This is a genomic window from Lentzea sp. NPDC060358 (genome assembly GCF_042725365.1).
Classification (GTDB): domain Bacteria; phylum Actinomycetota; class Actinomycetes; order Mycobacteriales; family Pseudonocardiaceae; genus Lentzea.
The window spans coordinates 1-1086 of record NZ_JBHXCW010000507.1 but is presented as its reverse complement, the minus strand read 5'-3'; the positions used below and the strand labels follow the sequence as shown (position 1 = coordinate 1086).

Below are 1086 nucleotides of genomic sequence, written 5' to 3'. Positions count from 1 at the left end.
GCGCCGCTGCGCGCCGAACTCGCCGACTGGACCCGCCGGGCCCGCGCGGCCGGGCTGGAGAAGGACGACGTGAGCGCACTCTTCACCGCCGTACTGGACAGCACTTTCGAGGGGGACCGAGCCTGATGACAGGCGTTGCGATCGAGGCCGACGGCCTTGGTGTGAAGTACCGGGGCGGGGACGGGAAGTGGGTGCTCCGGGACTGCTCGTTCCGGCTGCCCGCCGGCCGGGTGTGCGCGCTCGTCGGGCCCAACGGCGCGGGCAAGTCCACCCTGCTCGCCCTCGCGGCCGGGCTGCTGCGGCCCACGACGGGGTCGGTGCGCGTGCTGGGCGGTACGCCCGCCGAGGCGCGTACCCGGATCGCCTTCGTGGCCCAGGACAAGCCGCTGTACCCGCAGTTGACGGTGGAGGCGATGCTCCGGGCCGGGGCCGAGCTGAACCCCGACGCCTGGGACCGGGAGGCCGCCGAGCACATAGCCGGGGACCTTCCGCGCCGGACCCGGGTCCGGCAGCTCTCCGGCGGCCAGCGCACCCGCCTCGCCCTGGCCCTGGCGCTCGGCAAGCGGCCCGCGCTGATCCTGCTGGACGAGCCGATGGCCGACGTCGACCCGCTAGCCCGCCACGAACTGATGGGCGCCCTGATGGCCGAGACCGCCGAGCACGGCACCACCCTCGTGATGTCCTCGCACCTCCTCACCGAGCTGGAGGGCGCCTGCGACTACGTGCTGCTCGTCGACGGCGGCCGGGTCCGCCTCGGCGGCGAGACCGACGACCTGCTCGCCGCGCACACCGTGCTCACCGGCCCGGTACGGGACACCGCCCCGCACACCGCCGTCGAGTCCCGCACCGCGGGACGGATGCAGACCACCCTGGTACGGACGGAGGGCCCCGTGGACACGGGCGTCTGGGAGGCCGCCGAGCCTTCGCTGGAGGAACTGCTGCTCGCGCACCTGCGGTCGCCGAAGGTGCCCGCCCTGCTGACGCCGAGCGCTGCGCCCGCCGAGGAGGTGGCGGCCCGATGAGCACGCCCGCCCTGCGCGGCCCGGTCCGGGTCACCGTACGTCTGCACCGCACGGCCCTGTGGAT

At 75.0% G+C, this 1086-nt stretch carries 1 protein-coding gene; it reads left to right on the top strand.

Features of this window, described 5'->3' with window-relative positions; genetic code table 11:
* Nucleotides 1-125: 125 nt before the first annotated feature.
* Nucleotides 126-1022: an ABC transporter ATP-binding protein gene (locus tag ACFWGZ_RS41240; protein ID WP_382457016.1), complete on the top strand. Its 897-nt coding sequence runs from the start codon at nt 126-128 to the stop codon at nt 1020-1022.
* The last annotated feature ends 64 nt before the right edge of the window (nt 1023-1086 follow it).